Genomic DNA, 25148 nt, shown 5'->3' with positions numbered 1-25148 from the left:
GCCCGCCACCCCCACCCCCACCCGCTTCCGCTCACCGCGCTCGCGCTCGGCGGCCCGCACGGCCCTGCGCGGTTCGTCACCCGGCAGCCCGCCCCGCCCCGACCCGCCCGGGTCCGGGACGGCGCCCCGGACCGCCTGGGGCTGCAGTTCTACCAGCGGTAGAATCGATGGCATGAGCAAGCCGACGAGTATCAAGACCAGTGAGGAAGTACGCGACCGGCTGCGTGTCCTCGCCGACGAGCGCGGCACCACCATCACCGAGCTGCTGGAGGAGCTCGCCCGTCGCGAGCTCACCGAGGCCGAGCGGGAGCAGCGCGCCCTCGAAGCGGCCCGTGAGCTCGGTGTCGAGTACAGCGAGCAGGTTCAGCGGTCCGGCCGGGAGGCCTGGGCGAAGATCCGCGCCCATCAGGGCGGCACCGCCGCATGACCCTGACGGCCCTGCTGGACCACACCGCTCTGATCGCCCTGTACCGCGCGAACTCCTTCCTCACCGGCCTCTACATCGAGGCCTCACGCGGCGGTGGCCGCGTACTCGTCCCCTCGCTCTCCGTCCTCGCCGCCGAGCGGCAGGCCGCGGGCGCGGGTAAGCACGCGGCGTCCCTGCGCTTCGCGGAGAACGTCCCGTTCACCGCGGCGCACGCGGTGGACGCGATGGACTGGACGAACGTGGAGTGGCCGGTGGCGCACGCGGCGGCGATCGCCTGGCACGCGGTGCGGGAGGGGACGCCACTCACGGTCCTGTCGCTGGCACCCGAGCTCTACGCGGGCACCGGCATCACCCCGCTCGACCCCGCCTGACCTGGGGATACGGCGTACAGGCGGTGTACTCGAAGGGGCGGACGACCGGTTCCCGGCCGCGGGCGGACCCCACGCGGAGCACCGTGACCGGAGCCGTGCGTGACGGCGGCCGTCACGTCCAGCGCATGCCGATGGCGGAGAGCCGCTCCACCCGCTCGGGTGTCAGCGTGGCGGCCCGGGAGCGTTGGTTCCCGATCCACGCCCCCAGTTTCAGCTCCCGGACCTCGCGGCCCTCGCCGCCGCCCTCGTCGTCGATGACGATCTGTTCGACGTGCTTCCTCGGTACGCGAAGGTGCCCCTCACGTTCGTAGAACTGGCGGGCGGCGGTGTAGTTGAGTGCCCACTTGTCGGCGTGTGTGCGGCGCGGCCGGGGTTTCTCGTCCTCGCCCGCGGGTTCGACGCCGAGGATGTGCCGGCACATCCACTGCTGCACGGTCGTCAGCCGGTCCCACCCGAGCCGGACCGAGCGCACCCACCGCCCGAGGTCCTCGCCCTGGCGCACGACGGTGCCCGGTTCCGTCGGCAGTGCGCCACCGGCCTCCAGGCGCTGCCGGACGAGGTGGAAGGCGCGCTGCCACTCCACGGACCAGGCAGGGCACCACGACGGGTCGATGTCCTCCAACTGCTCGCGACGCTCCTGCGACAGCGCCCCGGCCGTCGGCCGGACCGGCAGCCCTTCGGCGTGCCGTCGCTCGTCGTGCTGCGCCCTGCGGGCGGCGGCTCGCTGGTTCTTCAGCCAGATACCCACCCGGTGTCCCCGGTAGGTGGCGTCCAGCGGCGCCAGCAGGTGCCCGTTCTCCTCGGCCCACCCGCGCGCCGCCGCGAGGCCCTCCTCCCACGCGACGTCGAAGTGCGACCACACCATGCCGAGCTTCTCCAGTTGCTCGACGCGGTCGGCGTCCATGGTCCCGCGGGCGAAGGCGCGTCTGGCGTCGGCGATCCACTGCCCCAGCGGAAACCCGGCGAGCACGGCCGGCCACCCCTCGGCTTCGGCCTCCCGCCTTTCGGTCTCCTGCCTTTCGGTCTCCTGCCTTTCGGTCTCCCGCCTTTCGGCCTCCTGCCTTTCGGTCTCCTGCCTTTCGGTCTCCCGCCTTTCGGTCTCCCGCCCGGCTTCGGTCTCCTGCCCGGCGACGGCGGGCACGCGGAACGTGAACGGCACGCGCAGGTCGCCGTACTCGCGGGCGTAGAGGGCGGCGGCCTCGATGCCGCGCCTCCAGTGGGCGTGCTCGGGGTTGAGGACCCGCAGATTGATGAACGCCGCCAGCTGCGCGGGATCGCGCGGGGTGCTGAACTTCAGCAGCTCGCGGGCAGGCAGGGAGAGTCGGTCGCTTCGGTCGCTGGCGGCTTCCAAGTCCTCCGGCCCTCCGCCACGGCTCTGCACGCCCCTGACACTGCTGCGGGCCTGCTGTTCGGCGAGCCGCTCCACGACACGAGTGTCGTGCGCCCGGAGCGCTTCCAGCAGTTTCGCCAGGCCGCCGTAGGCCCGGGAGGTGAGCATGTTGTCGGCCGTCTCCCCGGGCCCGAGCAGGACCGGCACCACGAGGGAGGCGACCTTGCCCTCGCCGGGCTGGATGCGCAGGGCGCGGCCGACGGCCTGGACGAGGTCGGGCATGGAGCCGCGTACGTCGGCCCAGTAGACGCTGTCGCAGTTCCTGGTGTCGACGCCCTCGCCCAGGACCCTCACGGACCCCAGGTAGCCCTTCTCGACGACCGTGCCGTCCGCGGTGATGCCGTCGGCGAACTCGGTGAGGACCCGCCGCCGGTGGTCCGGTCTGTGCTCGCCGCACAGCCAGTCGGCCCAGATCGTCCGGGGGTACAGCTCCGGGTCGGCGGCGTGCAGCCGTGCGGCGACGTCGGGAAGGCCGGCCGCGAACGCCTCGGCCTCCTTGACGACATGGTGGAAGACCAGCGTCCGGCGGATGTCCTCCTCGGCCGACGCCTTCACCAGCGCGGTCTGCAGTGCCGCGAGCCGGGCCCCGCGGACCTCGTCCGAGCGGCCTTCCGCGCCGAGGAGCCGGGCGGCCTGGAGCTGGGTGTCGGTGATGTCCAGGCACACCACCTGGTACGGCGCGCAGATCCCCCGGTCGATCGCCTCGGACAGCGTCAACGTGTAGCAGCGGGCACCGAACGGCCCGTCCGGGTCGTCCTCCATGCTCGCCACCAGCTCACCCGGCGCGCCCTGCCCGGAGTCCTCGTCCAGCTGCCACAGCCGGGGAGTGGCGGTCATGTACAGCCGCCGCAGGGCGGGGATCCGCTGGTTGTCGTGGACGACCGCCCACGGCTTGCCCAGCCGGCCCGACGTCCGGTGCGCCTCGTCGACCACGACCAGGTCCCAGCCGGGCAGGCCGGCCCGGTGAGCGCGCTCCAGGGTGCCCAGCCCGAGCGAGGCGTACGTGGCGAACACCGTGACCTTGTCGAAGGGGCGCACCCACGCGACCAGCTCGTCCACGTCCGTGGTGTTGGGAAAGGCCACTTCGTCCCCGCGTAGCGACGAGACCCCGATCACCGGGCCCGTGCGGCCGCCCTCGCGCCATGCGGCCTCGGTCTGGGCGAGCAGGTCCAGCGAGGGGACCAGCACCAGCACGCGGCCCGCACGCAGCTCCTCGGCGCTCCGCACGGCGACGAGGCTCTTGCCCGACCCGGTCGCCATGATCACCTGGGTCCGGAGCCCGCGCGGAGGCACCGTCGAACCCGCCGGCGACTCGAGCGCCCGCAGCACCGCGTCCACGGCTTCTCGCTGGTGGGGACGGAGTTCCTTCACTGCCATTCCGATCTGCCTTCTCCCGCGGGCCGCGTAGGGGGAACCCGCGGAAGGCAACGGTAGACCCCCTCCCCACCGGATCACAGCCGGTACGGGATCGCCGTCCCACGACGCCCACGCCCGAGGGAGACAGCCGCGGCAGCCCCGTGACACGGGCCGGTTCGCATCGCTGGTACGGCACTACGATGAAGCGGTGACCTCTCCGCCGGAAGACCCGTCGCCAGTGTTCCGCGAAGACGACCGCGACTCGGCCGTGCGGCGCGTGCAGGAGGCGTACGCCGAGGGGCACATCTCGCACGAGGAGATGGACGAACGCCTTGACCGGGTGCTGACCGCGAGGACGCACAGCGAACTCGGGCCGGCCCTGGCCTCGCTCCCGGAGCAGGGTGCGGGCACGACGTCCACGATCGCCGCCGCCGGCGGACGGATCAAACGGCGCGGTGCGTGGCGGGTACCTCGGATGCTCAAGGTCGCCTCCGCGTTCGGGAGGGTGTACCTGGACCTGTCCCGGGCGGTCATCGAGCATCCGGTGGTCGACATCGAGTTGCAGCTCGGCACCGGCAGAGCCCGGATCACGGTCCCTCGCCACGCGATCGTCGACATCGGCGATCTGCGCACCGGGTGGAAGGACGCGCGCTACCAGCCCCCGCGGCGCTCCCGTCCCGGCGGGCCGACGATCCGGATCACCGGGGCCATGGGGTTCGGACGGTTGAGGATCCGCCACGCGTGGCGTTGAGACGCGGCCGTACTTCGGAGAGGACGCGGTGGCGGGCGGATTCGTCCTGCCGCCCGCCACCGTCCGCGGCGTGCTCAGCCCCGACGAGTTCCCCCGACGTCCAGGAGGGCGTCCGTCACAGGGAGCCTCCGGGAACGACGCCGAGCTGTCGCAGCTGTGAGAAGACGTCGACGACCCCCCAGATCTCGGCGATCCGGCCGTCCGCGAAGCGGAAGACGAAGATCTCGTTGTACCGGACGGACGTGCCGGTCGGCGGGAGGCCCCTGTACTCGCCCAGGTGGGTCCCCGTGACCGTGTTCCTGGACACGACCTTGTCCCCGGCGGGGATCACGTCCTCCGCCGCGACATGAAGGTCGGGGAACGCGCGAAGGAGCACCGTCCACACCTGCTTGAGTGCCTGCACCCCCGTCGCACCGGTCGGTACGGGCGCGTGGAACAGCACGTCCGGGGCGACCACCTCGTCGATGGCCTTCGAGATGACCTCCGTGTCGCCGGTGTTCACGGCGTCGTGCAACCGGCGCAACGTCGTGGCGTTGTCTGCTGCCTGTGTTGTTGACATGTGGTTCCTCCTCGGGGACCTGCGCGTTGTGGCGGTCGTCGCCGCCCGGGGGGCTCTTCGACATCAAGACACCGCGGGGGCCCGTGAATGTGACATCCCTCGACCTCGCATGCGGATCTGACCCGGGGACTGACGGGGCCGACCATCGCCGACTGCCCGTTCGGCCCGTTGCCGGGGCCGTGGGCCTCCCAGGGCCGTGGGGTCCGCCGGGGCGGTCGGCCGCCTGCGGACGCCCCCCTCGCACGACCCGTGACCCCGGTTCATCCCATCAGGGCTGAGCAGGCCGTTCCGCGGCGTACCGGCTCCTCACCCCTCCATGATCGGTCTGCGGCAGGCGGAACAGCGGCATCGCTCCGTCTCACTCAGTGGTGATCACCACGCCGTGGAGCGACGAGCAGGAGAGGGGGAACCAGCGTGCATCTGACTCCGCACGAGCAGGAGCGTCTGCTGGTCCACGTGGCGGCCGATGTCGCCCAGCGGCGCCGTGAGCGCGGATTGCTGCTGAACTACCCGGAAGTGATGGCGCTGCTGACGGCACACGTCTACGAGGAGGCGAGGGCCGGCGCGACGGTCGACGCGGTGATGGAGTCCGGGCGTCATGTGCTGCGGCGCAGCGAGGTGATGGACGGTGTCCCGGAGATGATCGACAACGTCCAGGTCGAGGCGACGTTCCCGGACGGGACGAAGCTGGTGACCATCGACGACCCGTTCGACGAGGCGGCCACCAAGGTGGACGTCCACCCCGGCAAGCTGGACCTGCTGCCGGACGAGGACGAGCACCGGGTGGTGTTCAACGACGGTGCGGAGGCTGTGCCGTTGGAGGTCTTCAACCCCAAGGACCGCCCGGTCCAGGTGGGTTCGCACTTCCACTTCGCCGAGGCCAACGAGGGGCTCGAGTTCTCCCGCGAGGACGCCCACGGGATGCGGCTGCACATCGCATCCGGCACCTCCGAGCGGTTCGAACCCTGCGACAGGCGCACCGTGATGCTGGTGCCCATCGCCGGGGAGCGGATCGTCCACGGGCTCCAGGCCGGCAAGAGCGAAGAGGAGAAGCACCTCGATGCCCACCGAGACTGAGAAGGACAAGCCCTGGGACCCGCTGCTGCGGTCCCGCTACGCGGACCTGTACGGCCCGACCGCCGGCGACCGGGTCCGGCTCGCCGACACCAACCTGGTCCTCAGGATCGAGGAGGACTGGTGCGGCGGCCCCGGACGCAGCGGCGACGAGATGGTTTTCGGCGGCGGCAAGGTGATCCGCGAGTCGATGGGCCAGTCGCACATCCCCCGCGACGACCCCCGCGAGCCGGTGGACACCGTGATCGTCGGCGCTCTGGTCCTGGACCACTGGGGTGTGGTCAAGGCCGACGTCGGTCTGCGCGACGGCCGTATCCGGGCGATCGGCAAGGCGTACAACCCCGAGACCATGTCGCCGCGCCACAACGACGACGAGCGCGCGACCGACTTCGTCGTGGGGCCCGAGACGGAGGTGATCTCCGGCAAGGGCCGCATCCTGACCGCGGGCGGCGTCGACACCCACGTGCACTTCCTGTGCCCGGGCCAGATCCACGAGGCGGTCGCGTCGGGCGTGACGACGCTGATCGGCGGCGGCACCGGTCCCGCCGAGGGCAGCACGGCCACCACCGTGACGCCCGGAGAATGGCACATCCAGCGGATGTTCGAGGCACTGGACGCCTTCCCGGTCAACGTCGGCCTGCTCGCCAAGGGCAGTACCGTCTCGAGGAAGGCGCTGCACGACCAGGTCGCGGCCGGCGCCCTCGGCTTCAAGATCCACGAGGACTGGGGCGCGACCCCGGCGGTGATCGACGCCGCCCTGTCGGTGTGCGAGGAGACCGGCGTCCAGGTCGCGCTGCACGCCGACTCGCTCAACGAGGCCGGCTTCGTGCACAACACCTACGCCGCGACCATGGAACGCGGCAAGACCAAGGACGCCAAGTACCGCAGCCTGCACGTCTTCCACATCGAGGGCGCCGGCGGCGGTCACGCGCCCGACATGATCAGCCTCGCGAGTATGCCGAACGTGCTGCCGGCGTCGACGAACCCGACTCGGCCCTTCACGGTCAACACCGTCAAGGAGCACGTCGACATGATGATCGTCTGCCACCACCTCAATCCGGACGTCGACGCCGACATGGCGTTCGCCGACTCCCGGATCCGGCCCTCCACCATGGCCGCCGAGGACCTGCTGCACGACATGGGCGCCATCTCGATGATGTCCTCCGACGCCCAGGCCATGGGCCGCATCGGAGAGATGATCATGCGGACCTGGCAGACCGCGCACGTCATGAAGGCACGCTACGGTCACCTGCGCGAGGACGACGCCGACGCGGACAACTTCCGGGCCCGGCGCTACGTCGCCAAGTACACCATCAACCCGGCCATCACCCACGGCATCGACCACGAGGTCGGTGCCGTCGAGACCGGCAAACTCGCCGACCTGGTCCTGTGGGAACCGAAGTTCTTCGGCGTCAAACCCCACATGGTCATCAAGGGCGGCCAGATCGCCTACGCGCAGATCGGCGACGCCAACGCCTCCATCCCCACCCCGCAGCCCTACCTGCCGCGCCCGGTCTGGGGCTTCCAGGGGCGCTCCCCGGCGGCGAACTCCTTCAACTTCGTCTCCGAGGCGGCCCTTACCGGCCGACTGCCGCAGACCGGTCTGCTCAAGCCCCTGCGCGCGATCCGCTCCACCCGGGACGTCACCAAGGCGGACATGATCCACAACGACGGCCGACCGAAGATCGAGGTCGACCCCGACACCTTCGACGTCACCATCGGCGGCGCCACCACCTCCGACGTCCGCACCACCGTCGACGGACAGGAGGTCGGGCGGAACTACGCCACGGAACTGCCCATGGCCCAGAGGTACTTCCTGTTCTGACTCCCTCTCCTCGTCCGGGTACGGGGCCGGCCCGCGCGGGCCGGCCCCGTACCCCCTCGCGAAAGGCGGGCCTGCCGCCCCCATGAGCCGCACTGCCCTGCTCCTCCTGGCCGACGGCCGCTTCCCCGCCGGCGGGCACGCCCACTCGGGCGGGATGGAGGCCGCCGTCGCCTCCGGACGTGTCCACGACACCGCGAGCCTGGAGGCCTTCTGCCGGGGGCGCCTGCACACCGCCGGGCTGGTCGCGGCCGGCCTCGCCGCGGCGGCCGCCGGGGGACACGACACCCTCGCCCTGGACGAGGCCGCCGACACCCGCACCCCCTCACCGGCCCTGCGGGGCATCGCGCGTCGCCTGGGCCGGCAGATGATGCGCGCGGCCCGGGCCACCTGGCCCTGCGCCGGCCTCGACCACCTCGCCCGCCACCGACCCCAGGGCGCCCATCAGCCCGTCGTCCTCGGCGTCGCCGCCCGTGCCGCCGGACTCACCGCGCGGGACGCCGCCCAGGCGGCCGCCTACGAGAGCGTCGGCGGTCCGGCGACCGCGGCGGTGCGCCTGCTGAGCCTCGACCCGTTCGACGCCACCGCCGTACTGGCACGGCTCGCCGACGACCTCGACACCGTCGCCGGCACCGCGGCCGACGCGGCGGGGCGGGCGGTGACGGAGGGGGTCGCCGCCCTGCCCTCCGCCTCCGCCCCCCTGCTGGACATCACCGCCGAGCAGCACGCCGCCTGGACCGTCCGCCTCTTCGCCTCCTGACAGTCCTGACCAGCTCGGGCAGCCCTGACCAGCCTCGGCAGCCCTGACCAGCCTCGGCAGCCTTGACCAGCCCCGACAGCGCAGACCAGCGCCGGCAGTCCCGACCAGCCCGGCAGCTCACACCAGCCCTGACAGGCCCCGACCAGCCCGGCAGCGCACACCAGCCCTGACAGCCCCCACCAGCCCCCGCAGCCCGACCGACCTGGAGCCCCCTCGTGCATCTCGACCACCCCGTGACCATGCCGCAGCGCCACACCCACGGCGCCGACCCGCTGCTCGCCGACGGCAGCCGCCGTGCCCTGCGCATCGGCTTCGGCGGGCCCGTCGGCTCGGGAAAGACCGCGACCGTCGCCGCGCTGTGCCGCACCCTGCGCGACCGGCTGTCCATCGCCGTGGTCACCAACGACATCTACACCCAGGAGGACGCCGCCTTCCTGCGCCGCGAAGCCGTCCTGCCACCGGAGCGGATCACCGCCGTCGAGACCGGAGCCTGCCCGCACACCGCCATCCGGGACGACATCTCGGCCAACCTCGAAGCGGTCGAGCAGCTCGAACAGACCCTGCACCCGCTGGACCTGGTCTTCATCGAGTCCGGCGGAGACAACCTCACCGCGACCTTCTCCCGCGGACTCGTCGACACCCAGGTCTTCGTGATCGACGTGGCCAGCGGCGACGACATCCCCCGCAAGGGCGGCCCCGGCATCACCACCGCCGACCTCCTCGTGGTCAACAAGACCGACCTGGCCCCCCACGTCGGCGTCGACCTGGGCACCATGAGGGCCGACACCCGCAAGCAGCGCGGAGACCTGCCGTACGCCTTCACCAGCCTCACCACCCCCGACGGCGTCCGACCGGTCGCCGACTGGGTCACCGGCTGTCTCGCGGCCTGGCACGCCGGAGCCTCCCGGTGAGCGGCACCGCACAGACGTCGGCCAGCCTTCGGACACCGGTCGGCGCAACGCCCCTGGCCGACGGCGGACCGGCCGGCCGGCGCCCCGCCGAGGCCGGCCCACCGCCGAACGCGTCGCCCACCACCCGCCCTGCCGGGGCGCATTCCTGCGGTGTCCACGCGACCGCCCGTATCCGGGCCGCCCACAACGGCCGCACCACGACGGTCCCCCTCCTGCACCACGACGGCCCCTTCCACCTGCGCCGGCTACGGGCCCGTGGAGAGCGGGCACGAGTCCGCGTGCTCGGCGCGATGAGCGCGCCGCTGGGCGGAGACCGGCTCGCCCTCGACGTCGCCGCCGGGGCGCGCACCCGGCTGGAGGTGACCACCGCGGCCGCCACCATCGCCCTGCGCGGGTCCACCACCGACCCCGCCACCTACGCCGTACGGATCGCGGTGGGCGAGCACGCGTCCCTGCACTGGCTGCCCGAGCCGCTGATCAGCACCCGGGGCAGCACCCTGCACCAGACGTTCGACGTGGACCTCGCCGCCACCTCCCACCTGCTCATGCGGGAGGAACAGCTCCTGGGCCGCTCCGGCGAGCCACCGGGCCACCTCACCACCCGCCTGACCGTACGCCGCGCCGGTCGGCCGCTCCTCGTCCAGCACACCGCCTACGGCGCCCCGGCCCCGGCCTGGGACGGCCCCGCCGTGCTGGGAGGCCACCGCGCGACCGGGCAACTCCTCCTGGTCGACCCGGAGCTGGACACCCCCCAGGAGCCGCGCGTCATCGGCGACGACCCGGCGAAGGGCCACGCGGTGCTGACCCCTCTCGCCGATGCCCAGGCCCTGGTCGCCACCGCCGTCGCCCCGACACCGGCCCTGCTGCGCCACCTCCTCGACACGGCGCTCGCGGTCGTCCACGCGACGCCGGGGCGCGAGGGCGGGCCGGAGCGAGAGACCCGTTCGTGAACCGGGGAGGCGGCCCGTCCGCTCAAATGCGGGCAGAACGCCCCCGGTTGCTCAGTCGGCCAAACGTTCTGCCCCTGTGATGCTCGTCACAAGTGCGAGGTTCGACAGTGTGTCCGGACGGGCGGGAGTGACCTCTTCCGGGTGGCGTGGGGCGGGTGTTCTCCCAGGTCGCACAGGGTGTCCGAGCGGTGACGCAACGCTGCGGCCTATTCCTGTGCGTGCCGGAGTGATCACCTTGCGTCAAAATCTGGTCGGGAAGGGCATGCGCGTTTGACCCCTCCGATCCGAAATCCTGCAGTCGAGGACCCAGAGCGGTGTCCTCCGCAGCGCCATCTCTCCTGCGCCCAGGACGAGTTGACGCTGTGTTGGCAGGAGAGGACCAGGTCCCGTGACCGTGAACGATCTGCTCGTGCTGCTGGCGGCCACCACCGCCGCGCGCGTCTTCCTCCCCGACGTCGTCGCGGGACTGCGCCGGCTGCTCCGCGCCGGCGCCCGGGTCGGCGTCGCCGAGCTGCTCAGCACGCAGCCGGCACGCGCCGCGGCCACCGAGGCCCTCGCCGCGGCACCCGCCCGGGACGAGGAGGCATGACGATGGCCGTCCCCGAGGACAGCAACACCCCCTACACCCTCCCCACTCCCTCCGGGGAACTGAACACCCTGCGGGGCGTCCACTACGAGATGCCCTCCGACCTGGACGCCTTCTACCGCATGTACGCCCGGCCGCAACTGCGGTACGCGGCCACCGTGCTGGGCGACATGAAGGCCGCCCAGCACGTCGTACGGCGTCTCTACAGTCACCTCGCCCTCAACTGGGCCGTCGTCCTCCTCCAGGACGGCGGACCGGAGGCCTACGCCTGGCGCGTGCTGAAGATGCGCGTCGAACTCCACCTGCGCATGTCCGTCGGCCCCGCCGCCGACGGACGCAGCACCACGCCCGCCGGAACCGCGCGAACCACCGCCGTCCACGACGCCGTCCGTGCCACGCTGGAGCACATGCGCGCGCAGCTGGCGGCGATCGAGTCCCCCCTCGGCCTCTACACGGCCATCGCCGCCCTGCCCGAACGCCAATTCGACGTGATCATCCTGCAATACGTCCTGGGCTACCCCTGCAAGCAGGCCGCCAACATCATGGGCATCAGCCCGGCCACCGCCCGCACCCACCGCCGCCTGGCCCGCAAGCGCATCGCCACCAAACTCGGCATAGAGCTGGGTGACGACGAGGAGAAGGAGTAAGACCGTGCCGCGCAGCATCGACGACTACCTCGACCAGGCCTTCCTCCCGGACACGGTCACCGACGCCGATCTCGACGCCCTGCACCGGGAAATCGTCCGCGACGTCACCGCCACCCTCATGTTCGGCGCCCGCCCCGCACCCGAAGGCCACTACCCCACTGCCCTGGGCAACGCCGAAGCGGCCCTGACCGCCCTGTCCACCGAACTCATCCAGAGCACCGACGCCGCCGAACACCTCGCCCGCATCGCCGACGCCCCCTCCGACGCCGACGGCGCCCTCCACTTCGCCTGCATCCTCAGCCTCGCCCAGGAACCCGACAGCGCCCTGTGGTGGTGGCAGTTCGCCGCCGGCGCCGGCAACGCCACCGCCGCGTACTGCCTCCACCTGCACCACCTGCTGCGCGGCGAACTCCGCGACGCCGACCACTGGGCCCACCAGGCCCTCGACCTCGACAGCGACCTCCACCTCACCCCGGCCACCCCCGGGCCCGCCCGCCGCCTGGACCACCCCGTCCTGGCCCTGCGCGAAGCCGTCGAACGCCTCAAGGTCGAAGAACTGGCCGGCGCCCCCTTCCACCACCCCGACCACCGCCTCGCCGACCAGATCGAAGAACTCGTCGACGCCTGCTGAACCCGCGCCGACCACCGGCCACCGCTCAGTGGCCGAGCGGCCCGGCCTGCGGCCGGGCCGCTCCCCACCAGCACCCGAGGCCCTGCCGACGCGACCGGCCGCACGCGGGCTGCTACGGGATCGCGCGTGCCCCGCTCACGCCGTCGCTTCCGGCTTCTCCGGGGCGATCTCGGCGATGAGGCCCTCGACCAGGGTCCTGATCTCGTCGCGGATCGGGCGCACGGCCTCGACGCCCTGGCCGGCCGGGTCGTCGAGCTGCCAGTCCAGGTAGCGCTTGCCGGGGAAGACGGGGCAGGTGTCGCCGCAGCCCATGGTGACGCAGACGTCCGACTCGCGGACCGCGTCGACGGTGAGGATCTTCGGCGTCTCCTGGGAGATGTCGATGCCGGCCTCGGCCATGGCCTCGACGGCGGCCGGGTTGACCTGATGCCCCGGGGCGGAGCCGGCGGAGCGGACCTCGACGCGGTCTCCGGCCAGGTGGGTCAGCCACGCGGCGGCCATCTGGGAGCGGCCGGCGTTGTGGACGCAGACGAACAGGACGGAAGGCTTGTCGGCCATGGTGATCGTTCTCTCTCGTCGCAGGGCGGAACCTGGCCGCCGGTGACTTCAACCCACGCTGGTATCAGCGGGCGATGATGTGAAAGTATCAGTGCATGCTGACTTCAGTCGATTCTGATGTGATCCGGGTGCTGGGCGATCCGCTCCGCCTGAGGATCGTGACCCTGCTGGCGCGCGAGACGCTCTGCACGACGCACCTGGTCGAGGAGACCGGAGCCAAGCAGACCAACCTGTCCAACCACATGAAGGTGCTGCGGGAGGCCGGGATCGTGGAGACCGAGCCGTGCGGCCGTTTCACCTACTACAGGCTCAAGCCCGAGGTCCTGGCCGGCCTCTCCGAGCAGTTCGCCGAACTGGCCGCCTCCGCCCGTGATGCCGCCGGGAACAAGAGGGCCTGCCCGTGACCTCCACCGAACCCGCCGCCGCCCGCGGCCGGAAGGCCGACGCGGCAGGGGACGACTCGATCGTCAAGAAGCTCTCCACCCTCGACCGCTACCTCGCGGTGTGGATCCTGCTCGCCATGGCCGCCGGCCTGGCCCTGGGCCGTCTCGTCCCGGGCATGAACGACGCGCTGGCGAAGATCGAGGTCGGCGGGATCTCACTGCCGATCGCGCTCGGCCTGCTGGTCATGATGTACCCGGTCCTGGCAAAGGTCCGCTACGACCGGCTCGACCGCGTGACCGGCGACCGCAGGCTGATGGTCTCCTCGCTGCTCATCAACTGGATCGTCGGCCCGGCGGTGATGTTCGCGCTGGCGTGGATCTTCCTGCCCGACCTGCCCGAGTACCGCACCGGCCTGATCATCGTCGGCCTGGCCCGCTGCATCGCCATGGTCATCATCTGGAACGACCTGGCCTGCGGCGACCGGGAGGCCGCCGCCGTCCTCGTCGCCCTCAACAGCGTCTTCCAGGTCCTCGCGTTCGGGCTGCTCGGCTGGTTCTACCTCGACCTGCTGCCACGCTGGATGAACCTCGGCGACGGCCAGGGCCTGGACGTGTCCGTCTGGCACATCGCGCTGAACGTCGTCATCTTCCTCGGCGTCCCGCTGCTGGCCGGCTTCCTCACCCGCCGCGTCGGCGAGCGGAAGGCGGGCCGCGAGAAGTACGAGGCGACGTTCCTGCCGAAGATCGGCCCGTGGGCCCTGTACGGGCTGCTCTTCACGATCGTCATCCTGTTCGCCCTCCAGGGGAAGACGATCACCTCGCAGCCGCTGGACGTCGCCCGGATCGCGCTTCCGCTGCTGGTGTACTTCGCGGTCATGTTCTTCGGCACCTTCCTCCTCGGCAAGGGCCTCGGCCTGGCCTACGACCGCACCACGACCCTGGCGTTCACCGCGGCGGGCAACAACTTCGAGCTGGCCATCGCCGTCGCCGTCGCCACCTTCGGCGTCACCTCCGGCCAGGCGCTCTCCGGCGTCGTCGGCCCGCTCATCGAGGTCCCGGTCCTCATCGGCCTGGTCCACGTCGCTCTCGCCTGGCGCAAGAGGTTCGCCGCCGACGCGGTGACGACGGCCCCGTGACGCGGCCCGGCGCCGCGATGGCGGCCGGCGGCGGCCGGACAGGGCTCGCCGCCGGCCGCCATCGCGGCCTGTCCCGCCGTCAGGCCGCGGTGGGCAGGGCCAGCAGCTTGCCCATGGCGGCGAGGACCGACGGCTCGACCCGGTAGTAGACCCAGGTGCCACGTCGCTCGGAGGTGAGGAGGCCGGCCTCCTTGAGCTTCTTCAGGTGGTGGGACACGGTGGGCTGGGAGACGCCGACGTCGGAGATGTCGCAGACGCACGCCTCGCCGCCCGCGTGGGAGGCGACGGCGGAGAACAGCCGCAGGCGGACCGGATCGCCGAGCGCCTTGAACATCCGCGCGGCCGTCTCGGCTTCCTCGGCGGTCATCGGGCGCTCGGTCAGCGGCGGGCAGCACGGCGCCGCACCCTGGCCGTCGGCGGGCTCGGGCAACGGCAGCACCTTCGCATTCGACATACGTCTATGTTGACACACGTCGAACCAGTGCGGGGAGGTCCGTCACCGGCGCGCGAGGGGCGCCCATGTCGCGCGGTGAGTCCGGTGACGGGCTGCGCCGCCCCTCCCGCTCCCCGCGCGTCGGCCCCGCCGCCTCGGTGGTGACCCCTTGATGGTGCCGGGCCCGCAGCCGCGTCAGGGATGCCGCGTCCTCATGAATTCGATGAATGTCTATGTTGACGTTCATCGATACAGGTGTCATGCTGGCCGCGCAAGCCATCGACAGATGTCGAAACACGCAAGGAGTCGCCGTGAACGCGTCCGCCACCACCGAGCTGCCCGTCGTCGTCATCGGGGCCGGTCCCGCCGGTCTGGCCGCCGCCGCCCACCTCGTCGACCGGGGCCTCGACCCCCTGGTCCTGGAAGCCGGGCCCGTGCCCGGTGCCGCGGTGCGCGAGTGGAGCCACGTGCGCCTGTTCTCCACCTGGGGCGAGGTCGTCGACCCGGCCGCCGAAAAGCTCCTCGCCCCGACCGGCTGGACGCGCCCCGATCCGGCGGCCTACCCCTCCGGCGGCGACTGGGCCGAGCGCTACCTGCGGCCGCTGGCCGACGTCCTCGGCGACCGCGTCCGTGTCGGTGCGACCGTCACCGGTGTCTCCCGGGCCGGCCGCGACCGGATCGTCGACGCCGACCGCGAGGCCCAGCCGTTCGTCGTGCAGGTCGCCTGTGCCGACGGCCGTGAGGAGCGGGTCCTCGCCCGCGCCGTGATCGACGCCTCCGGCACCTGGGCCACCCCGTCCCCGGCAGGCGGCAGCGGTCTGCCCGCCCTCGGCGAGAAGGCCGCCGCGGACCGGATGACCTACCGCGTCCCGGACCTGAGGGACCCCGTCGTCCGCGCCCGGTACGCCGGCCGGCGCACCGCCGTGATCGGCTCCGGCGCCTCCGCCTTCACCGCCCTGGCCCTCCTCGCCGACCTCGCGAAGTCCGACGACGGGGCCGGCACGAAGGCCGTGTGGATCCTGCGCAGGGGCATCTCCGGCTCCACCTTCGGCGGGGGAGAGGCCGACCAGCTCCCGGCACGTGGTGCCCTGGGCCTGGCCGCGAAGGCAGCCGTCGACGGCGGCCACGCGGACGCGGTCACCGGCTTCCGCACCGAGGTGATCGAACGCGGCACCGACGGCCGCCTGGTCCTGGTCGGTGACGACGGACGCCGCCTGGACGCGGTCGACGAAGTGATCGTGCTGACCGGCTTCCGCCCCGACCTGTCCTTCCTCGACGAGCTGCGCCTCGGCCTCGACGAGCGCCTCCAGGCCCCGGTCGCGCTCGCACCGCTGATCGACCCCAACCAGCACTCCTGCGGCACCGTCCACCCGCACGGCCACCGCGAGCTCTCCCACCCCGAAACCGGCGTCTACCTGGTCGGCATGAAGTCCTACGGCCGCGCCCCGACCTTCCTCGCCATGACCGGCTACGAGCAGGTCCGCTCCGTCGCCGCCGCGATCGCCGGCGACCTCGACTCCGCCGACCGCGTCGAACTCACCCTCCCCGAGACCGGGGTCTGCGGCGGCGCCGGCCTCTTCGACGCCCCCGACACCACCCAGGCCGACGACGGCGGCTGCTGCGCGCCCGCGCCCCAGCTCGTCCGGCTCACCCCTCCCGCGGCGGCGCCGGCAGCCGCTGACGAGGCCCCGGCGGGCGGCTGCTGCGCCTCGTGACCGGCTCGGCGCCCGAGGGCGGTGGGCCGTGACCGGGGCGCCCGAGGAGGTGGGGCCGCGACCGGAAAGGGACGGAGCGGTTCACGCCCGGCCGGCAGGCCGCCTCGACGCCCTCAAGGTGCCGTGAGATCCCGGCCGATCGTCGCGAGGGAGCCGTCGACGAGGTCGCGCAGCTGGGAACGGGCGGTGACGCCCAGCCTGGGGAAGCTGCGGTAGAGGTGCGAGCCGACCGTGCGCGGGGAGAGGAACAGCCTTTCGCCGATCTCGCGGTTGGTCAGTCCCCGCGCGGCGAGCCTGACGATCTGCTGCTGTTGCGGGGAGAGTGCGGCGAGTGCGTCGGGGACCGTGTCCGTGACGTCGAGGCCGGCGGCGCGCGCTTCGGCCCGGGCGCGCTCGATCCACGGGCGGGCACCCAGGCGCCGGAAGACCTCCAGGGCCTCGGTGAGCGGCCCGCGCGCCTCCGCGATGCGCCGGCGGCGCCGCAGCCACTCGGCGAGGTCGAGCAACGTCTGGGCGCGTTCGAACGGCCAGTGAACGAGGACCGGGTCGGCCAGGGCGGCCCGGAAGTGCGGCTCGGCGTCCTCCGGGGAGGCCAGCAGGCCACGGGCCCGGTCGAGCAGCGCGCGCAGGCGGGGCGAGGCGTCGTCCGCGAGCGTGCGTGCACTCCGCTCGACGATCGCCGCGGCCTCCTCGCGGTGGCCGCAGCGCACGGCGGCGGCGGCCAGGTCCGCCACGGCGGGGTAGGAGGCGTGGTAGTGCACAGGCGTGCCGTCCGACGTGAAGACCTGGCGGAGCCGGTCGTACACGGTCTCGTACGCGCCCTCCGCGAGGGCCGCCGCGGCGAGCGCACGACGGGCGTAGACCCAGACCGAGCGGCTCTCCAGCGGGTCGACCAGGGTGAGCGCCTCGTCGGCCCGGGCGCGGGCCGCGGCCGCGTCTCCCCGGTAGGCCAACACGGTGGCATCCACGGTGGCCGCGCAGGCCACGGCGTGGTCGAGGCCGGCGGCCCGGCCGATCGCGGTGGTGCGGGCGCAGGCCTCCCGGGCCTGGTCCCAACGCCCTCGTTCCACATAGGCCCAGGCGACCGCGCCGCCCAGCCCCTCCGGCAGGGCTCCCTGCGACTGCCAGCGGTCGAGGGCCGCGTCGAAGGCGCGGACGGCCCGCGGGGTCTCGTCCAGCAGCCACGCCATGATGCCGACGGTGGCGAGCTGCTCCGGCCGGGCCTGTGCCGGGGCGGCCGGTCGGGGGAGCAGGGAGACGAACTCGCGCCTGTGGCCGAAGGGGTCCGACACGGCCCTCACCCAGGTGCGCAGGTCGGCGGATGAAGGGTCCTCGGGAAGGCGCCGCAGAATGTCCTGGATGCGGCGGAGCTGGGTGTCGTCTCCGGAGTAGAAGCGGACCACGGCGGCGCCGGCCAGAAGATCCAGTACGGCGGCGGGCCGGGAGGCGGCCAGCTCCTCCTCGGCGGCGTCGGTCAGTCGTGAGAAGACCGTGGTGTGGCGCAGGGTCAGGATCGCCAGCCGTCCTGCCTGCGCGACGGCGGCGGCCGCCAGCGACGGGTCGTCGGTGCGTGCGCGTGCCGCGGCGGCCAGTTCCTCCACCCAGGCGAGGTCACCGGTGAACACCGCCGCCGAGGCGGCTTCGACCAGCAGCCGGGCGCCGTCCTCGCGTCGCGGTGCGAGTTCCGCCGCGCGCTGGAGGGCCGTGGCCGCCGCGGCGTGGCCGCCGCGCCGGGTGGCCCGGGCGGCGGTCCGCTCCAGCTCCGCCGACACGGCGGCGTCCGGGCCCGGGCAGGCGGCGGCCAGATGCCAGGCACGCCGGTCCGGTTCGTCCCGTAGCAGCTCGGCGAGCGCGAGATGGGTCTCGCGCCGGGCGTCCGGGGACGCGGCGTGATACACGGCCGCCCGGACCAGCGGGTGGCGGAACCGGACGTGCCCGCCGGTCCGCCGGACCAGCCCCGCCTCCTCGGCGGGCGGCCAGGCGCCGTCGGCGGCGCTCGGCAGCCCGGCCGGGACGGCGATCGCGAAGTCGGCGCCGTCCATGGCGGCCAGGAAGAGCAGCGCCCGCGCCGTGGCGGCGGGGAGTCCGTCCAGGCGGGCGGCGAAGACCCGCTCCAGGTGGTCGGTGAGGGGGAGTGGACCCGCGGACGGCAGCTCGGTGGCCGTGCCCTCGGCGGTGGCCGCCCTCGCCAGTTCCACCAGTGCCAGGGGGTTGCCGCCGGCCTGGTCGAGGATCCGTGCCCTGGTGCGGCCGGTGGGGCTCTTCGGCCGCAGGTCCAGCAGCCGGTTCGCCGTGACGTCGTCGAGCGGTTCGAGGACGAGCGTCGGCACGTGCCGGCCGAAGCCCGCGAGGTGGTCGCCGGCGCGGGCCGCGATCAGCATCGTGACCGGTTCACCTGCCAGCCGTCTGGCGGCGAACGACAGTGCGTCCAGGGAGGCGCGGTCGCACCACTGGGCGTCGTCCAGCACCACGAGCACAGACTGTCGGTCGCCCAGGTCCGACAGCAGACCCAGGACGGCGACCCCGATCAGCATCGGACCGGGTGCGCTCGCGTGATGCCGGGGGACGGCAGGTCCCGTGCCGAAGGCGTCCTGGAGCGCGCGGCGCTGCCGCTGTGGCAGTTCGTCCACCTCGGCCGACAGCGGCCGCAGCAACTGGTGCAGGGTGGAGAACGCCAGGCTCGACTCCGACTCGGTGCCCTCGGCGCGCAGGACGCGAGCACCGTGGGCTTCGGCCCGGCGCACCGCACGGTTCAGCAGCGCGCTCTTCCCCGTGCCCGGGTCGCCGACCAGCATCACGGCCGGGTCGGCCGACGGCGAGTCCACCGCACGGAAGAGGCGTGCCCGTTCCGCGTCCCGGCCGACGAACGGCTCACCCGGATCCGGCTCCGGTCCCGTGACCGCGCCGAGGCCGCCTGTGTGCCCGTCCACGAGGTCTCCCGGAACCGTGGCTCCCCGAACCGGAGCCGCCTTGCCCTGCCCGACCAGGTTACAAGCGGCCGGCTGCTGCCCGTGCCGCGCACGGGTGCAGTCACCTGACGGATACCCCGACCGCAGGGGCCGCTCGTACGGTGCGGGAAACCCCCGGATTCCCAAGGACGCCCATGGACCAGATCACGCTCGGCAATGTCACGGTCACCCGTGTACGGGAGTACTTCGGCCCCGTCGGCATGACGCCCGACGCCTTCTTCCCGGAAAGCCCGAAGGAGGTGTGGGAAGACGGCGGCTCCTGGCTGGCCCCGCATTTCCTGGATTCCGACACCAACATCGTGAACTCCGCGATCCAGACGTGGCTGCTGCGCAGCGAGGGCAGGACCATCCTCGTGGACACGGGTGTGGGCAACCACAAGGAGCGCCCGTACGCGCCGGTGTGGAGCCACCTCAGCACCGGCTTCCTGGCCAATCTCGCCCGCGCCGGTGTCGCGCCCGAGGACGTGGACATCGTGGTCAACACGCATCTCCACATCGACCACGTCGGCTGGAACACCTACCTGGACGGGCGGCAGTGGGTGCCCACCTTCCCCAACGCCACCTACCTGATGCCCAAGGACGACTTCGACTTCTGGAACCCGGAGAACGGCCACGAGCCGCTGCTCGGCCGCGGCAACCAGAACGTCTTCGAGGACAGTGTCGCCCCGGTGCACCGGGCCGGCCAGACGCTGCTGTGGGAGAACAGCCACCGGATCGACGCCGGCCTGCGCCTGGACGCGGCTCCCGGACACACGCCCGGCTCCTCCGTCCTGACCCTCACCTCCGGGACCGACCGCGCGGTGTTCGTCGGCGACCTGCTGCACAACCCGGTGCAGATCCTCGAACCGGACGCCAACAGCTGCTTCTGCGAGGACCCCGCCGGCGCCCGCGCCACCCGCCACAAGGTGCTCGGCTGGGCGGCCGACCACAACGCCCTGGTGATCCCCGCGCACCTGGGCGGCCACGGCGCCGCCGAAGTGGCGCGCGAGGGAAGCAAGTTCGCCATCAAGGGCTGGGCACCCTTCGCCCCGTACACCGAGCAGGCCTGAGTCCCCCGGAAGGGCACCACCGTGAACCACCACCCCGGACCCGTCGTGACCACCGCGCTGGGAGCCGTCCGCGGCCGGCGCCAGGACGACGGCACCACCGTCTTCCTGAACATCCCCTACGCCGCCCCGCCCCGCGGAGCCGGCCGGTTCGCACCCCCGCGGCCGCACGAGCCGTGGGACGGCGTACGGGACGCCACCGTGCCCGGGCCCAACGCGCCGCAGGCAGAGCGCAGGCTCGGCGGCATCGACATGTCCCCCTACTTCGGCGCCGGGTGGAGCCGCGCCGAGGACTACCTCACGGTCAACGTCTGGACGCCCACGGCCCCCGGGGGCGACCTGCCCGTCATGGTGTTCGTCCACGGCGGCGGATTCGTCGCCGGATCGACGCGGTCCGCGCTGTACGACGGTTCCGCCTTCGCCCGGGACGGCGTCGTCCTCGTCACCCTCAACTACCGGCTCGGCATCGCCGGGTTCCTCGACCTCCCCGGCGCGCCCGCCAACCGCGGCCTGCTCGACGTCGTCGCCGCCCTGCGCTGGGTGCGGGGGAACATCGCCGTCTTCGGCGGTGATCCGCGCAACGTCACCCTCTTCGGTCAGTCGGCGGGGGCGACCATCGTCGCAGGCGTGCTCGCCACCCCTGACGCCGCGGGCCTCTTGCGCCGGGCGATCGTCCAGAGCGGCAGCGGCCTGGGGGCGTTCACCACGGAGCAGGCCGCCCGTGTCACCCGGGCGGCGGCCGAGGCCCTCGGCGTCGAGCCGCACGTCGACGCCCTGGCGGAGATCCCCGACGAGCGCCTGGTCGAGGCTGCCTCGCGGCTCGCGGGCATCGACCTGCGGACCGGGACGCACCACGACCCGCTGATCGGGCTGAGCCCCTTCAGCCTGGTCCTGGACACTCAGCCCGCCGACTCCGTCGCCGCCGGCCTCAGCGCCGGCGTCACCCTGCTCGTCGGGACCAACACCGAGGAGGGAAACCTCTACCTGGTCCCCGTGGACCAGTACGCCGCCTCGACCGCCGGGGACGTCGACGACGTGGCGACGCGCTCACACCCGGATCCGGCGCGGCTCGTCGAGACCTACCGGGAGACACGCCCCGGGGCGTCCTTTGGTGAGCTGCGCTCCGCCATCATGGGCGACGCGCTGTTCGGCGCGGGCAGCTGGGCCCTGGCCGACGCCCATGCCGCCCGTCCGCGGTCCGCCACCTACGCCTACCAGTTCGCCTGGCGCTCCGGGGCCCTGGACGGACAGCTCGGCGCCACCCACGCCGTCGAGCTGCCCTTCGTCTTCGACCTCGCGCACCTGCCCCGGCTGCACGGCCGCACCGCCCTGCTCGGACCCGACGAGCCCCCCACGGATCTCGCCGCCCGCGTGCACGAGACGTGGATCCGGTTCGCCAGGAGCGGCGACCCCGGCTGGGACCCGTACGACACCGAGCGCAGGGCCACCATGCGCATCGACGCCGAGTGGGCCCAGGCCGACGACCCCCGCGGCCGGGAACGGCAGGCCTGGCGCCGGCCCTCGTAGGGGAGCGTCCCCGCCCCGGCGGCCCCGCTGTCCCGAGGCATCCGCGAGGGCTCCGCCCCGAAGGTCTCCGGGCACGGGCGAGGTCATCGGCGCCACTCAGCCCGTGCCCGGCAGAGCGTGGTCCAGGAGGACCTCTGCCGCTGCCCGCGCGTGTCGTCCGTAGTCCGCGTCACCGAGCACCATGGCGCGGCTGGCGGCGCCGTCCGCGAGAGTGACGAGTTGTTCGGCGAGTGCGGCGGGCTCGCGGCAGCCCAGTTCCGTCACCAGCGCGGTCACCAGCCGGACCATCAGCAGCTTCTGCTCGCGGGCGTAGGAGTGGACCGCGCTCTGCGGGTCGGGGAACTCCGCGGCGGCGTCGATGAACGGGCATCCGCGTACGGGCGCCGCGTCCGGCGCGGGCAGGACGAACAGCGCGAGGATCCGGTCCCTCGCCGGGATGTCCTCGCGGGTCAGCGCGCTCTCCAAAGTGTGCCCCGTCGAGGCGAGGTCCTGAAGGTGGGCGATGACCAGGTCGCTCTTGGTCCGGAAGTGCGCGTAGAGGGTGCGCTTGGACACCGGTGCCCGCTCCGCGACCTGTTCCATGCCGGTCGCGTTGATCCCTTGGGCCGCGAACAGTTGGGCGGCGGCGGCCAGGATGCGTGCGCGCCCCCCACGTCCCTGCCGCCGAGGCGCCGTCGTCACCGTACTCATGAGGGAAGTATACGTTCTCGTTTACTTCAGGGGGAGTGGGTGGTTACAGTGGGGTCCGCGGGTAAACAAACCCGTTTACTTAAGCGTCCTTTGAGGAGAGTTCCATGAGCGGGCTTGTTCCCACCGACCTGAGTGACCACAGCGACCACAGCGACTACAGCGATCTCAGCGACTACAGCGACTACGCCGAGAAGCTGATACGCGGCCGCCACGCGACACGCGCGTTCCGTCCCGAACCCGTTCCCGAGGACACCATGCGCGCGATCTTCTCGCTCGCCGGTGCCGCGCCCTCCAACTCCAACGCGCAACCGTGGCGGGTCGAGGTGGCCAGCGGTGCGAGGCGCGAACGCCTGGCCGACGCCTTGCAGGCGGCCCACGCCGAACAGCGCACCTCGGCCGACTTCCCGTACTCCGAGGACATGTACGCCCCCGTCCACCAGGAGCGGCGGGCGGCGTTCGGCGCCGGTCTGTACGGAGCGCTGGGCATAGGCCCCGACGACCACGCGGCACGCGCGGCCTACGACGCGGAGAGCCTGCGCTTCTACGGGGCACCCCACGCCGCGTTCCTGTTCGTCACCGGCGACGGCGGGCCGCGGCTGGCCGCCGACGTCGGCGCCTACATGCAGACGCTGCTGCTCGCCATGGCCGCCTACGGCGTGGACAGTTGCCCGCAGGGCCTGCTCAGCTTCTACGCCGACACCGTCCGGGCCGAACTCGGCGTCACCGAAGGAAAGCTGCTCGTGGGCATCTCCTTCGGCCACGCCGACCGGAGCGCGCCGGTGAACCGGGTCACGACCGGGCGGGCCGCCCTCGACACCACCACCGCCTTCCACGCCTGAGCGCCCCGGGGAGCGGACCGGCCACGTCGGCGTGCGCTCGGGCAAGCGGTCAGCGAGCCGGTGTACCCGCCGTCGGCCCGCACACGAAGTCGGCCCCCGCGCCCGGCTCGCCCGCCACACCGGCGCCCGCGCCCGCCACACCGGGGCCCGCGCCCGCCACACCGGGGCCCGCGCCGGTCACAGCGTCGGAACGCGCCGGTCGTCCCAGGTGAACACCCCCGTGCCCTTCGCCCGACTGAGGCCGTGGATCCCCACCGGCGTCAGGATCGCGGAGGCACTCGCCGCATCCTGCCGGGGCCGGTGGAACCGGGTCACGTACCAGGCGCCCCGGGTCCGGTCGCGGCAGTACTGCCACGGCGGTACGTGGCACTTGGGGCAGGCCACCGCGGCGCACGCGTTCCAGGCCCGGCGGAGGGCGGCTTCGACGCCGGACGGGTCATGGCCGGTCGGCTTCGTGGTGAGGGTGAAGTACTTCATCCGCCGATGACGGCAGCGGGCACCCCTGCTCGTCCGGCGTACCCTCCCGGGCCGACGCGCCGCTCACGCCGGGCGGGCGCGGGATGCCAGACGACCGGCGAGCGCGGTGACGAGGTCGCGCAGTTCGTCGGGGCGCTCGATGACGAACGGCCGGTCGAGCGAGGCGAGCACCGGTGGCAGCCAGTCGAGCCGTGCCGCCCGTAGCTCGACGCGCAGCCAGCGTTCGGCCGCCCGGTCCCGGCCTGCCGCGGGCTCGTGCTCCTCCAGGCTCGCGACGCCGGCGGGGAGGTGGGCACGGATCTGCTCGACCGTCCCGTGGATCCGCAAGGTCACCTCGTGCTGGTACTCAGCCGTGGCGAACCCCGACAGCACGCGCTGTGCCGGACCGGGACCCGCGGGCACCTCGAACGAGCCGGGCAGGGTCCTCGCGTCTGCGATGCGCTCGAGCCGGAAGGTCCGGTCCTCGCCGATCCCGGCGTCGACGCCCGTGACGTACCACCGGCCCGCGTGGGCGACGATCCCGTACGCGTGCAGCGTGCGTTCGCTGCGCCGTCCGCCGCGGTCGGTGTAGCGGATCGAGACCGGCCGGCGGTGGCGCACCGCGTCGGCGAGGGTGAGCAGGACCCCGGCGTCCGGGGTGTCGAACTCGCCGGGCTGATCCGTGAAGGCGAGAGTCTCCAGGAGGGCGTCGAGCCGGCGGGCGACGTGCCGGGGCAGCACCCGCCGGATCTTCGCCGACGCCGTCTCGTTCGCCGTGCGCTCCGTCGTCGTCAGCCCTGCTCGGCGGCCGGCGACCAGCCCGAGCAGCACGGCGAGTGCCTCGTCGTCGCTGAGCATGAGCGGAGGCAGGCGGTACCCGGGGGCGAGCCGGTACCCGCCGTAGCGGCCGCGCACGGATTCCACGGGCACGTCCAGGTCGATCAGATGGTCCACGTACCGCCGCACGGTGCGCCCTTCGACCCCGAGCCGGTCGGCGAGTTCGGCCACGGTCCGGGTGCCCCCCGACTGCAGCAGTTCCAGGAGTGTCAGCACGCGGCTGGTGGGTCGGGACATGGACCCAACGTAACGCGCATACCGGACCGATTCTGTCCTCTATCTCTCCTAGCCTGCGACGTGCACGCCTCCCGTACAGCCAAGGAG

25 protein-coding genes are annotated in these 25148 nt (G+C 72.9%); 17 read left to right on the top strand and 8 right to left on the bottom strand.

The annotated features are described in order from the left end of the window. Positions 1-172: 172 nt before the first annotated feature. Both KUM32_RS29005 and KUM32_RS29000 read left to right on the top strand, forming a co-directional pair. Complete coding sequence (locus tag KUM32_RS29005; RefSeq protein WP_217144933.1) at positions 173-427, top strand: hypothetical protein; 255 nt, start codon at positions 173-175, stop codon at positions 425-427. Continuing rightward, positions 424-798: a hypothetical protein gene (locus KUM32_RS29000; protein WP_217144932.1), complete on the top strand. Its 375-nt coding sequence runs from the start codon at positions 424-426 to the stop codon at positions 796-798. The genes KUM32_RS29005 and KUM32_RS29000 overlap by 4 nt, the downstream gene beginning before the upstream one ends. Positions 799-910: 112 nt before the next feature. Here the strand turns inward: KUM32_RS29000 and KUM32_RS28995 are convergent, their stop codons facing one another. After that, on the bottom strand, positions 911-3565 hold the full coding sequence (locus KUM32_RS28995) for a DEAD/DEAH box helicase (RefSeq protein WP_217144931.1): 2655 nt from the start codon (positions 3563-3565) through the stop codon (positions 911-913). 187 nt (positions 3566-3752) lie between these two features. On the opposite strand from KUM32_RS28995, the gene KUM32_RS28990 reads away from it, so the two are divergent. Further along, on the top strand, positions 3753-4295 hold the full coding sequence (locus tag KUM32_RS28990; protein ID WP_217144930.1) for a DUF1707 domain-containing protein: 543 nt from the start codon (positions 3753-3755) through the stop codon (positions 4293-4295). 115 nt (positions 4296-4410) lie between these two features. Here the strand turns inward: KUM32_RS28990 and KUM32_RS28985 are convergent, their stop codons facing one another. Continuing rightward, entirely contained in the window at positions 4411-4854 is a 444-nt protein-coding gene (locus tag KUM32_RS28985) for an ester cyclase (protein WP_217144929.1), read from the bottom strand. A gap of 414 nt (positions 4855-5268) precedes the next feature. Here KUM32_RS28985 and KUM32_RS28980 point away from each other — a divergent pair, with 414 nt between their 5' ends. The 8 genes from KUM32_RS28980 to KUM32_RS28945 all read left to right on the top strand — a co-directional run bounded on the left by KUM32_RS28980 (position 5269) and on the right by KUM32_RS28945 (position 12235). Further along, on the top strand, positions 5269-5931 hold the full coding sequence (locus tag KUM32_RS28980; protein WP_217144928.1) for an urease subunit gamma: 663 nt from the start codon (positions 5269-5271) through the stop codon (positions 5929-5931). Continuing rightward, the gene (locus KUM32_RS28975; protein WP_217144927.1) at positions 5915-7753 is read left to right on the top strand and encodes an urease subunit alpha; all 1839 of its coding nucleotides are present in this window, start codon (positions 5915-5917) and stop codon (positions 7751-7753) included. Before KUM32_RS28980 ends, KUM32_RS28975 begins: the two co-directional genes overlap by 17 nt. A gap of 82 nt (positions 7754-7835) precedes the next feature. Continuing rightward, positions 7836-8510, top strand: coding sequence for an urease accessory protein UreF (locus KUM32_RS28970; RefSeq protein ID WP_217144926.1), 675 nt, complete (start codon positions 7836-7838; stop codon positions 8508-8510). Positions 8511-8725: 215 nt separating this feature from the next. Continuing rightward, positions 8726-9421, top strand: coding sequence for an urease accessory protein UreG (gene ureG, locus KUM32_RS28965; protein ID WP_217144925.1), 696 nt, complete (start codon positions 8726-8728; stop codon positions 9419-9421). Then, positions 9418-10371 carry an urease accessory protein UreD gene (locus KUM32_RS28960; protein WP_308408743.1) on the top strand — a complete coding sequence of 318 codons (954 nt, stop codon included), beginning with the start codon at positions 9418-9420 and terminating at the stop codon, positions 10369-10371. The genes ureG and KUM32_RS28960 overlap by 4 nt, the downstream gene beginning before the upstream one ends. Before the next feature lie 388 nt (positions 10372-10759). After that, on the top strand, positions 10760-10960 hold the full coding sequence (locus tag KUM32_RS28955; RefSeq protein WP_217144924.1) for a hypothetical protein: 201 nt from the start codon (positions 10760-10762) through the stop codon (positions 10958-10960). After that, the gene (locus KUM32_RS28950; RefSeq protein ID WP_217144923.1) at positions 10957-11604 is read left to right on the top strand and encodes a sigma-70 family RNA polymerase sigma factor; all 648 of its coding nucleotides are present in this window, start codon (positions 10957-10959) and stop codon (positions 11602-11604) included. The genes KUM32_RS28955 and KUM32_RS28950 overlap by 4 nt, the downstream gene beginning before the upstream one ends. Before the next feature lie 4 nt (positions 11605-11608). Then, a complete protein-coding gene (locus KUM32_RS28945) occupies positions 11609-12235 on the top strand; it encodes a hypothetical protein (RefSeq protein ID WP_217144922.1) in 627 nt (208 codons plus the stop codon). A gap of 135 nt (positions 12236-12370) precedes the next feature. Here the strand turns inward: KUM32_RS28945 and KUM32_RS28940 are convergent, their stop codons facing one another. Continuing rightward, the gene (locus KUM32_RS28940) at positions 12371-12793 is read right to left on the bottom strand and encodes an arsenate reductase ArsC (protein ID WP_217144921.1); all 423 of its coding nucleotides are present in this window, start codon (positions 12791-12793) and stop codon (positions 12371-12373) included. Positions 12794-12888: 95 nt separating this feature from the next. Here KUM32_RS28940 and KUM32_RS28935 point away from each other — a divergent pair, with 95 nt between their 5' ends. Next, positions 12889-13197: a helix-turn-helix transcriptional regulator gene (locus tag KUM32_RS28935; RefSeq protein ID WP_217144920.1), complete on the top strand. Its 309-nt coding sequence runs from the start codon at positions 12889-12891 to the stop codon at positions 13195-13197. Beyond that, the gene (arsB, locus tag KUM32_RS28930; RefSeq protein WP_217144919.1) at positions 13194-14312 is read left to right on the top strand and encodes an ACR3 family arsenite efflux transporter; all 1119 of its coding nucleotides are present in this window, start codon (positions 13194-13196) and stop codon (positions 14310-14312) included. Before KUM32_RS28935 ends, arsB begins: the two co-directional genes overlap by 4 nt. 79 nt (positions 14313-14391) lie before the next feature. On the opposite strand, the gene KUM32_RS28925 is transcribed toward arsB, so the two are convergent. Further along, on the bottom strand, positions 14392-14766 hold the full coding sequence (locus KUM32_RS28925) for a helix-turn-helix transcriptional regulator (protein ID WP_217144918.1): 375 nt from the start codon (positions 14764-14766) through the stop codon (positions 14392-14394). Between the two features lie 290 nt (positions 14767-15056). Between KUM32_RS28925 and KUM32_RS28920 the strand changes: the two genes are divergently transcribed. Continuing rightward, the gene (locus KUM32_RS28920) at positions 15057-16460 is read left to right on the top strand and encodes an NAD(P)-binding domain-containing protein (RefSeq protein ID WP_217144917.1); all 1404 of its coding nucleotides are present in this window, start codon (positions 15057-15059) and stop codon (positions 16458-16460) included. Between the two features lie 113 nt (positions 16461-16573). Here KUM32_RS28920 and KUM32_RS28915 read toward each other — a convergent pair whose 3' ends face one another. Continuing rightward, positions 16574-19390, bottom strand: a complete 2817-nt coding sequence (locus KUM32_RS28915; RefSeq protein WP_217144916.1) for a helix-turn-helix transcriptional regulator — start codon at positions 19388-19390, stop codon at positions 16574-16576. Positions 19391-19563: 173 nt separating this feature from the next. On the opposite strand from KUM32_RS28915, the gene KUM32_RS28910 reads away from it, so the two are divergent. Next, positions 19564-20478 (top strand): MBL fold metallo-hydrolase, encoded by a 915-nt coding sequence (locus tag KUM32_RS28910; RefSeq protein WP_217144915.1) that lies wholly within the window; start codon positions 19564-19566, stop codon positions 20476-20478. 21 nt (positions 20479-20499) lie between these two features. After that, complete coding sequence (locus KUM32_RS28905) at positions 20500-22002, top strand: carboxylesterase/lipase family protein (RefSeq protein WP_217144914.1); 1503 nt, start codon at positions 20500-20502, stop codon at positions 22000-22002. Between the two features lie 96 nt (positions 22003-22098). Here the strand turns inward: KUM32_RS28905 and KUM32_RS28900 are convergent, their stop codons facing one another. Beyond that, on the bottom strand, positions 22099-22692 hold the full coding sequence (locus tag KUM32_RS28900) for a TetR/AcrR family transcriptional regulator (protein WP_217144913.1): 594 nt from the start codon (positions 22690-22692) through the stop codon (positions 22099-22101). Between the two features lie 104 nt (positions 22693-22796). On the opposite strand from KUM32_RS28900, the gene KUM32_RS28895 reads away from it, so the two are divergent. Then, positions 22797-23531, top strand: coding sequence for a nitroreductase (locus tag KUM32_RS28895; RefSeq protein ID WP_254406284.1), 735 nt, complete (start codon positions 22797-22799; stop codon positions 23529-23531). Positions 23532-23708: 177 nt separating this feature from the next. Here KUM32_RS28895 and KUM32_RS28890 read toward each other — a convergent pair whose 3' ends face one another. After that, positions 23709-24008 carry a hypothetical protein gene (locus KUM32_RS28890; RefSeq protein WP_217144912.1) on the bottom strand — a complete coding sequence of 100 codons (300 nt, stop codon included), beginning with the start codon at positions 24006-24008 and terminating at the stop codon, positions 23709-23711. Positions 24009-24071: 63 nt separating this feature from the next. Next, complete coding sequence (locus KUM32_RS28885) at positions 24072-25061, bottom strand: YafY family protein (protein WP_217144911.1); 990 nt, start codon at positions 25059-25061, stop codon at positions 24072-24074. Positions 25062-25148 lie beyond the last annotated feature (87 nt).

This window comes from Streptomyces sp. AC627_RSS907, from assembly GCF_019049165.1.
Note: the sequence above shows the minus strand (reverse complement) of the source record. Positions and strands in the feature narration are given on the sequence as shown.

Bases quoted from the DNA above. Each gene is read 5' to 3' on its own strand.
- KUM32_RS28890 (WP_217144912.1), bottom strand. From the start codon at position 24,008: ATGAAGTACTTCACCCTCACCACGAAGCCGACCGGCCATGACCCGTCC.
- KUM32_RS28900 (WP_217144913.1), bottom strand. From the start codon at position 22,692: ATGAGTACGGTGACGACGGCGCCTCGGCGGCAGGGACGTGGGGGGCGC.
- KUM32_RS29005 (WP_217144933.1), top strand. From the start codon at position 173: ATGAGCAAGCCGACGAGTATCAAGACCAGTGAGGAAGTACGCGACCGG.
- KUM32_RS28885 (WP_217144911.1), bottom strand. From the start codon at position 25,061: ATGTCCCGACCCACCAGCCGCGTGCTGACACTCCTGGAACTGCTGCAG.
- KUM32_RS28895 (WP_254406284.1), top strand. From the start codon at position 22,797: ATGAGCGGGCTTGTTCCCACCGACCTGAGTGACCACAGCGACCACAGC.
- KUM32_RS29000 (WP_217144932.1), top strand. From the start codon at position 424: ATGACCCTGACGGCCCTGCTGGACCACACCGCTCTGATCGCCCTGTAC.
- KUM32_RS28970 (WP_217144926.1), top strand. From the start codon at position 7,836: ATGAGCCGCACTGCCCTGCTCCTCCTGGCCGACGGCCGCTTCCCCGCC.
- KUM32_RS28910 (WP_217144915.1), top strand. From the start codon at position 19,564: ATGGACCAGATCACGCTCGGCAATGTCACGGTCACCCGTGTACGGGAG.
- KUM32_RS28940 (WP_217144921.1), bottom strand. From the start codon at position 12,793: ATGGCCGACAAGCCTTCCGTCCTGTTCGTCTGCGTCCACAACGCCGGC.
- KUM32_RS28985 (WP_217144929.1), bottom strand. From the start codon at position 4,854: ATGTCAACAACACAGGCAGCAGACAACGCCACGACGTTGCGCCGGTTG.
- KUM32_RS28950 (WP_217144923.1), top strand. From the start codon at position 10,957: ATGACGATGGCCGTCCCCGAGGACAGCAACACCCCCTACACCCTCCCC.
- KUM32_RS28925 (WP_217144918.1), bottom strand. From the start codon at position 14,766: ATGTCGAATGCGAAGGTGCTGCCGTTGCCCGAGCCCGCCGACGGCCAG.
- KUM32_RS28975 (WP_217144927.1), top strand. From the start codon at position 5,915: ATGCCCACCGAGACTGAGAAGGACAAGCCCTGGGACCCGCTGCTGCGG.
- KUM32_RS28995 (WP_217144931.1), bottom strand. From the start codon at position 3,565: ATGGCAGTGAAGGAACTCCGTCCCCACCAGCGAGAAGCCGTGGACGCG.
- KUM32_RS28935 (WP_217144920.1), top strand. From the start codon at position 12,889: ATGCTGACTTCAGTCGATTCTGATGTGATCCGGGTGCTGGGCGATCCG.